Genomic DNA, 7408 nt, shown 5'->3' on the forward strand with positions numbered 1-7408 from the left:
CGACTGGTGGGGGTCCCCGGCGGGGGGGTTTATATCCCGCGGGGGGGGGCCGGCGGTCCCCGGGGGGTGGTCGGCCACCGCACGGAGGATGTGGAGCCGCCGCGCTTCGATCATGCGAATGATTATCGCAATTGTCCGGGTGGTTTTGAGCCACCCCGGAGAGGCGTTCCCGTCCGCCCTCTCAGGGCTCCGGTTCCGCCCCCGTCAGGCGTCGAGTTCCGCCCGCGCCGCGACGAACGCGTCCACCGCGCGGTTCACGTCCGCCGTGGAGTGCGCGGCCGACAGCTGGACGCGGATCCGGGCCTGTCCCTGCGGCACGACCGGGTAGGAGAAGCCGATCACGTACACCCCGCGCTCCAGAAGCAGCTCGGCCAAGCGGCCGGCCCGCGCCGCGTCGCCGATCATCACCGGCGCGATGGCGTGGTCGCCCGGGAGGACGTCGAAGCCCTCCTCGGTCATACGGCGGCGGAACAGCTCGGTGTTCTCGGCGAGCCGGACCCGCAGGTCGTCCGCCGACTCGAGCAGGTCGAGGACCTTCAGGGAGGCCGCCGCGATCACCGGAGCGAGGGTGTTCGAGAAGAGGTACGGCCGAGAGCGCTGGCGGAGCAGGGCCACGATCTCGGCGCGGGCCGCGACATAACCGCCGGAGGCACCGCCGAGCGCCTTGCCGAGGGTGCCGGTGATGATGTCGACGCGGTCCATCACGCCGTGCAGCTCGGGAGTGCCGCGACCGGACGGGCCGACGAAGCCGACGGCGTGCGAGTCGTCGACCATGACCATCGCGTCGTAGCGGTCGGCCAGGTCGCAGATCTCCCGGAGCGGGGCCACGTAGCCGTCCATGGAGAAGACGCCGTCCGTGACGATCAGCCGGCGCCGCGCGGACTGCGCCTCCTTCAACTGCCGCTCCAGGTCCGCCAGGTCGCGGTTGGCATAGCGGAAGCGGCGGGCTTTGGACAGGCGGATGCCGTCGATGATCGAGGCGTGGTTCAGCGCGTCGGAGATGACCGCGTCCTCCTCGCCGAGGAGCGTCTCGAAGACGCCGCCGTTGGCGTCGAAGCAGGAGGAGTACAGGATCGTGTCCTCCTGGCCGAGGAAGGCGGACAGCCGCGCCTCCAGCTCCTTGTGCACCTCCTGCGTACCGCAGATGAAACGCACGGACGCCATGCCGTAGCCCCAGCGGTCCAGGGCCGCGTGGGCCGCGGCGATCACCTCGGGGTGGTCGGCCAGACCGAGGTAGTTGTTGGCGCAGAAGTTGAGGACCTCGCCGAGGCGGCCGCCCTGGCTGACGTTGACGGTCGCGGACTGCGGGGTGTCGATGACGCGCTCGGGCTTGTGCAGACCGGCGGCACGGATCTCGTCGAGGGTGGCGCGCAGGTCGTCGCGCACGGAGTCGAACATCGCAAAGCTCCTAGAAAGCGGGTGACTTACGCGGTCCAGTCGAGGATGACCTTGCCGCCGCGGCCGGCGGCCGCGTCGGCGAACGCCGCCTCGAAGTCGCGGTAGTCGTACCGGCCGGTGATCACGGGGGAAAGGTCGAGGCCGCCTTCCAGCAGCACCGACATCGCGTACCAGGTCTCGAACATCTCACGGCCGTAGATGCCCTTGATGGTGATCATCGAGGTGACGATCCGGGCCCAGTCGACCGGGAACTCCTGCGCCGGCAGGCCGAGCACGGCGATACGCCCGCCGTGCGTCATGTTGGCGATCATGTCGCGCATGGCCTCGGCGCGGCCGGACATCTCCAGGCCGATGTCGAAGCCCTCACGCAGGCCGAGCTCGCGCTGGCCGTCGGCGATGGACGACTCCGCCACGTTGAGCGCCAGGCTCACACCGATCTTCCGCGCCAGCTGCAGTCGGTCCTCGCTGACATCGGTGACCACGACGTTGCGGGCGCCCGCGTGCCGGGCGACCGCCGCGGCCATCAGGCCGATCGGGCCGGCGCCGGTGATCAGGACGTCCTCGCCGACCAGCGGGAAGGTCAGCGCGGTGTGAACGGCGTTGCCGAACGGGTCGAAGATCGCGGCGACGTCGAGGTCGACGGGGACGCGGTGCACCCAGACGTTGCCGGCGGGCAGCGCTACGTACTCGGCGAACGCACCGTCCCGGCCGACGCCGAGCCCGACCGTGGCCCGGCACAGGTGGCGGCGGCCGGCCAGACAGTTGCGGCACTTTCCGCACACCAGGTGGCCCTCGCCGCTGACCCGGTCGCCCACGTTGATGTCGGCGACGTCCCGGCCCGTCGCGACGACCTCGCCGACGAACTCGTGGCCGACGACGAGCGGGGTGCTGATGGCCTGCCGCGCCCAGCCGTCCCAGGCCCGGATGTGCAGGTCGGTGCCGCAGATACCGGTCCGCTGGACCTTGATCAGCACGTCACCGGGTCCGACGGCGGGCTCGGGGACGTCCGTCAGCCAGAGCCCGGGCTCCGCCTTCTCCTTGACCAGCGCCTTCAACGTACGGCTCCTGTGGGTGAGGTCCCGGATCCGGGTACGCCGAGGAGGCCCTGAGCCGGGGAAGAGGGGGTGGAAATCTGACTGCAATCTGCCGCATTCGCGGGGCCCGGTCCATCGAGCTTTTCTTAACCGCCGCCTCAGCTTTCCTTCACACCCCCGTGGACCCCCACAGCCTCGGGCCCCGGGCACTCGGCGCAGGCCCGCCGCGCGCGGACATTCACCCGGTTGTCCTTCACCCGGTTGGCGTCGGGCCGGAGGGCAGCCCGTCGTCGCGGCCCGTCGGCTCAGAGGGGCAGCCCGTCGTCCTCGTGTCGCTCGAGCCCCGCGGCGAGTTCCGCGGCGGTCGACTTGATGGTCTCCAGGCCGGTCCTCCCCCACGGCCTGGGCCGGACGTCGGCGACGCACACCGTGCCCAGCACCATCCCCGTGCTGTCGATCAGCGGGGCGCCCAGATAGGAGCGGATGCCGTACTCGTCGACGACCGGGTTGCCCGCGAACCGCGGGTAGTCGCACACGTCCTCCAGCACCAGCGCCTTGCGCCGGACCACCACATGGGGGCAGAAGCCATGGTCGCGCGGCATGGAACGGCCGACCTCCGGCCGCAGGGTGCCGTCGGCCCGCTCGACCGGCCCGCCGGCCGGGACGCGCAGCCCTGCGAAGAACTGCCGTTCCTCGTAGATGAAGTTGACCATGGCGTACGCCGCGCCGGTGAGGGCGGCAAGGCGGTCCGCGAAGGCGTCGAGGGCCGGCTCGGGGCGCTCCCCCAGGCCGAGTCGGCGCAACCTGTGGGTACGGGCGGGGGCCTCCTTGTCCTCGGGGGTGAGCAGCAGACCCCGGACCGGCCTCGGCGGCTCGTAGCTCATGTCCTGGCTCCGGCTGTGTGGACGTGGGTCATGTGCGGGCTCCGTGGCGGGTGTGCGGGGATCACCTGTGGGCGCCGTGGCTCGGCGCGGGGGCCGGGGCGTGGGCGATGAGGTGGCGTACGAGGGTGAGCAGGGTCTGGACGCCCGAGCTGGAGATGCGGGCGTCGCAGCGGACGATGGGGATCCCGGGGTCGAGGTCGATGGCGGCGCGCACCTCCTCGGGGTCGTAGCGGTAGGAACCGTCGAACTCGTTGATGGCGACGATGAAGCCCAGACCACGCTCCTCGAAGAAGTCGACGGCCGCGAAGCAGTCCTCCAGGCGGCGGGTGTCGGCGAGGATCACCGCGCCGAGCGCGCCTTCGGACAGCTCGTCCCACATGAACCAGAACCGCTCCTGTCCGGGGGTGCCGAACAGGTAGAGGACGTGTTGCGGGTCGAGCGTGATGCGGCCGAAGTCCATCGCCACGGTCGTCTCGACCTTGTTCTCGATGCCGTCGAGATTGTCGGTCGCGGCGCTGACCGTGGTGAGGAGTTCCTCCGTGCTGAGCGGCGCGATCTCGCTCACCGCGCCCACGAAGGTGGTCTTGCCGACCCCGAACCCGCCCGCCACAAGGATCTTGAGCGCGGTGGGGAACGGGTCAGAGCTGTCGTCGTAGTCCATCGAGCACTGCCTCCAGGAGGGACCGGTCAGTGGGGTTGTGGTGGAACGCGGGGGGCTTGGCGGTCAGCGCCCCGCAGTCGACGAGGTCCGAGAGCAGCACCTTGGTGACCACCGCCGGCAGCTTCAGATGCGCGGCGATCTCGGCGACCGGCACGGGCGCGCGGCACAGGTCGAGTGCCTGGGCGTGCTCGGGGCCGAGGTAGCCGAGGGGAGTGGCTCCGGTGGCCATCACCTGCGACATGAGGTCGAGCGCGATGGTGGGCCGGGTGCGGCCGTTGCTGACGGTGAAGGGGCGCACCAGCCGTCCGGCCGCGTCGTCGAGCCAGGGCTCGTCGCCGGCCGTCGGCACGCTCAAGGCCTCATCGCCGGGGGTTCGACGGCGTGCTGCCGGGGTGCGGTCACCAGGTAGGGGCGGACGCTCTTGACCAGCATCGCCATCTCGTAGCCGAGGACGGCTGCATCGGCCTCACGCCCTGCGAGCACGGCGAGGCAGGTGCCGGAGCCGGCCGTGGTGACGAAGAGCAGCGTCGAGTCGAGTTCGACGACGACCTGCCGGACGTCCCCGCCGTCGCCGAACCGGACGCCCGCGCTGCGGCCGAGGGAGTACAGACCGGAGGCCAGCGCGGCCATGTGGTCGGCGCTGTCGGGGTCCAGGCCGTGGACGGACTTCACCAGTCCGTCGCAGGACAGGAGCACGGCGCTGGTGGTGTGCGGTACGCGCTGCACGAGGCCGCTCATCAGCCAGTCGAGGTCGGATACCTGGGCGGTCGGCGCATCGCTCGCCATGGTGGATCGACTCCTTGGGGTACGAAGGTCTGCGGGAGCGCTGGGCGTGGGGGTGGGGCTGGGGGTGGTCAGGGGGGTGGTCATCCGGCCGGTGCGCTCCCGTCGGGCCGGGTGGTGAGTTCGGGTCCGTGCGGGTGGGCGCGCGCCTCGCCGATGGGGGCCGCGTCCACGTGCGGTGACTGCACAGGGGCCGGGTGCGGCGTCCGGCCGACGGCCCGGTCGGTCAGATCAGGCAGACCGGTCAAGCTCGAACGGATCGGCTGCATGCCGGTCCGACTCATGTCTGCCGGGCCCGTGTCCGTCGGACCCATGTTCGCGTGGTCCATGTCGGTGGTGCCCATGTCGGTGGTGCCCATGTTCCGGTGGTCGAGGTCGGTCGCCATTGGGGCCGTATGGGCCGACTCGCCATGTGCCGGTCCCACGGACATCGACTCGGGATACGCCGACTCCATGTGCTGCTGCGCCTCGGCCATGCCGATTCCGCGCTGGAACGCGGCCATCAGGCCGGGGTCGTGTCCCGCGAGCGTCTCGCTGTCCTGCCGTGGTGCCGGTCCGCCCCGGAGCTGGGGCACGATGTGCTCCTGGGCGCGACGGCGGGGCAGTTGGGGCTTTCCCATCGTGCCGCGTACGGCGCCACCTACGCGCGGGGTGGGCGGCGCGACCGTGTTCTCCGCGACCGCCCGCCGGTCGTCCGGGCGGATACCGGGGGCTGCGGCGGCGGGATTGGGCCGTGTCTCGCGGGCGCCGCGCACCGGCAGCGGAACCGGCGCGCCGCCGTGGGCCGGGCCGCCGCTCGCGGACTCACGCCGCGGTTGGCCGCTGCGGCGGCCGGACGGCGGCTCCGCGCGACCGCCCTGCTGCCCGGGGCGCTGCCCCGGCATGGACATGGCATCGCTCGTGACCCCCGCCGGAGATCCGTCCCCGGCTCCCGCCGGTGCGTTCCTGCCCCCTCCCTCCGCTCCCTCCCGGTTCCCGCCTCCGGGGACCGCGCGCCTCTGGGCCGCGCCCGCGGTCCCCGTCGTGGCCGCGACCGCCGCTCCCCGGGGCTCCCGGGCTGCGCCGGTGCGCTCGTGCGGGTGCCCGTCGGCCGCCGCGTCGCGCGGCTGCGGTACGGCCCCGGGGACACCGGGCGTCGTACCGAGCAGATCCTGCGGGACGACGAGTACGGCCTGCACCCCGCCGTAGATGTTGCTCTGCAGACGGACGTTGATGCCGTGCCGCTTGGCGAGCTGGGAGACGACGAAGAGGCCGATGCGGCCGTCGGCCAGCAGACTGGCGACGTTGACCTGGTCGGGGTCGGCGAGCAGGGCGTTCATCCTGGCCTGCTCCGCCGCCGGCATGCCGAGACCGCGGTCCTCCACCTCGACGGCGAGCCCGGAGGTGACGAGGTTGGCGCGCAGGAGGACCTGGGTCTGCGGGGCGGAGAACACCGTGGCGTTCTCGACGAGTTCGGCCAGCAGGTGGATGACGTCGGCCACGGCGTGACCGCGCAGTTCGCCGTCGATCGGCGGCACGAGCTTGACCCGCGAGTACTGCTCGACCTCGGCGATGGCCGACCGCAGCACCTCGGTCATGGACACGGGATTGCTCCACTGCCGCCGCGAGACGGCACCGCCGAGCACGGCGAGGTTCTCGGCGTGCCGCCTGATGCGGGTGGCGAGGTGGTCCACGTGGAACAGGCCCTTGAGCAGATCGGGGTCCTCGATCTCGTGCTCCAGCTCGTCGAGGATCGAGATCTCCCGGTGCACGAGGGACTGCAGCCGTCGGGCCAGGTTGACGAAGACCTCGAGCTTCTGCTCGCTGCCGGCCTGGCTGGAGAGCTGTGCGGCCTGCACGACGGCGGTGACGGCGCCGTCGTGCGCGCGGGCCAGGTCGGCGGCGAGCAGTTCGAAGTCGTCGGCGTCCTCGGGCGGTCCGCCGCGCGGCTTGCGGTGCGGGACGCCCTCCCCGCGGCGCAGCGCCGCCACGAGGGAGCGCAGCTCGGCCTCGCCCCGGGCGGCGCTCCTGCGCAGGGCGCCGACGCGGTCGCGCACCGAGCGGGCGGCACGGCCCGCGGCCACGGCGGCGATCACGATGCCGGCGACCGTCACCGAGAACGCTCCCGCGATCACGGCCCACACGGTGATGCCGGGCCGCACCCCCGCGGAGCGGACGATGAACAGCACGACCGCGCTGCCGCTGAGCGCGACCGCGGTGGGCGGCAGCACGGCGAGACGGAGGAGTTGAGGCCGTATGTGGGTCTCGGGCAGTGCGGGCACGGGGTGGGCGACCGGTCGCCCGGGCCGGCCCCCCCCCCCGCGGCCCGCCCCCCCCCCCGCCCCCCCCCCCCGCGCACACCCCCCGGCATCACGCCTACCCGTCGGGGGGGGCGACCCCCCTGGTCCGCTCCCCGCGCTCCGTGGTCACCTCCACCCGCTGGCCGGATTGCTGGGCCGCCTGGAGGGCCTTGTGCCCCTCCGACAACGGCACATCGGCCGCATCGTCACCGACCGCGGAAGCCACCGGGCCAGGAACGAGAGCCGCGACCACCGCCGCACACACGACCGCGGTCATGCCCGCGGCGGCCCTGCGGTCACGTCTTCTGCCAGGCCTCCCAGCCCGGACCTTCGGTGCGGGCAGCACTTCTCGCCCACCTGGCAACCGAG

8 protein-coding genes are annotated in these 7408 nt (G+C 72.5%); all 8 read right to left on the minus strand.

What is annotated here, in order from left to right:
• Positions 1-204 precede the first annotated feature (204 nt).
• Positions 205-1398 carry a glycine C-acetyltransferase gene (locus ACFW2E_RS36785; RefSeq protein ID WP_384473349.1) on the minus strand — a complete coding sequence of 398 codons (1194 nt, stop codon included), beginning with the start codon at positions 1396-1398 and terminating at the stop codon, positions 205-207.
• 26 nt (positions 1399-1424) lie between these two features.
• The gene (tdh, locus tag ACFW2E_RS36790; RefSeq protein WP_384473351.1) at positions 1425-2453 is read right to left on the minus strand and encodes an L-threonine 3-dehydrogenase; all 1029 of its coding nucleotides are present in this window, start codon (positions 2451-2453) and stop codon (positions 1425-1427) included.
• 284 nt (positions 2454-2737) lie between these two features.
• Positions 2738-3316: a GAF domain-containing protein gene (locus ACFW2E_RS36795; RefSeq protein ID WP_384473354.1), complete on the minus strand. Its 579-nt coding sequence runs from the start codon at positions 3314-3316 to the stop codon at positions 2738-2740.
• A gap of 61 nt (positions 3317-3377) precedes the next feature.
• Positions 3378-3977, minus strand: coding sequence for an ATP/GTP-binding protein (locus ACFW2E_RS36800; RefSeq protein ID WP_384473356.1), 600 nt, complete (start codon positions 3975-3977; stop codon positions 3378-3380).
• Complete coding sequence (locus ACFW2E_RS36805) at positions 3955-4326, minus strand: DUF742 domain-containing protein (protein WP_384473367.1); 372 nt, start codon at positions 4324-4326, stop codon at positions 3955-3957. Before ACFW2E_RS36805 ends, ACFW2E_RS36800 begins: the two co-directional genes overlap by 23 nt.
• 2 nt (positions 4327-4328) lie before the next feature.
• Positions 4329-4763, minus strand: a complete 435-nt coding sequence (locus ACFW2E_RS36810) for a roadblock/LC7 domain-containing protein (RefSeq protein WP_384473358.1) — start codon at positions 4761-4763, stop codon at positions 4329-4331.
• Between the two features lie 80 nt (positions 4764-4843).
• A complete protein-coding gene (locus ACFW2E_RS36815) occupies positions 4844-7021 on the minus strand; it encodes an ATP-binding protein (RefSeq protein WP_384473361.1) in 2178 nt (725 codons plus the stop codon).
• A gap of 94 nt (positions 7022-7115) precedes the next feature.
• Positions 7116-7408 (minus strand): hypothetical protein (locus tag ACFW2E_RS36820; protein WP_384473364.1); only part of this gene is annotated, 293 nt, incomplete at its 5' end.

Source organism: Streptomyces sp. NPDC058964, from assembly GCF_042741275.1.
GTDB lineage: Bacteria > Actinomycetota > Actinomycetes > Streptomycetales > Streptomycetaceae > Streptomyces.

What these genes read in the sequence shown, in the direction of transcription:
- ACFW2E_RS36785 (WP_384473349.1), bottom strand. Translation starts at nt 1,398, where the DNA reads ATGTTCGACTCCGTGCGCGACGACCTGCGCGCCACCCTCGACGAGATC.
- ACFW2E_RS36795 (WP_384473354.1), bottom strand. Translation starts at nt 3,316, where the DNA reads ATGAGCTACGAGCCGCCGAGGCCGGTCCGGGGTCTGCTGCTCACCCCC.
- ACFW2E_RS36800 (WP_384473356.1), bottom strand. Translation starts at nt 3,977, where the DNA reads ATGGACTACGACGACAGCTCTGACCCGTTCCCCACCGCGCTCAAGATC.
- ACFW2E_RS36810 (WP_384473358.1), bottom strand. Translation starts at nt 4,763, where the DNA reads ATGGCGAGCGATGCGCCGACCGCCCAGGTATCCGACCTCGACTGGCTG.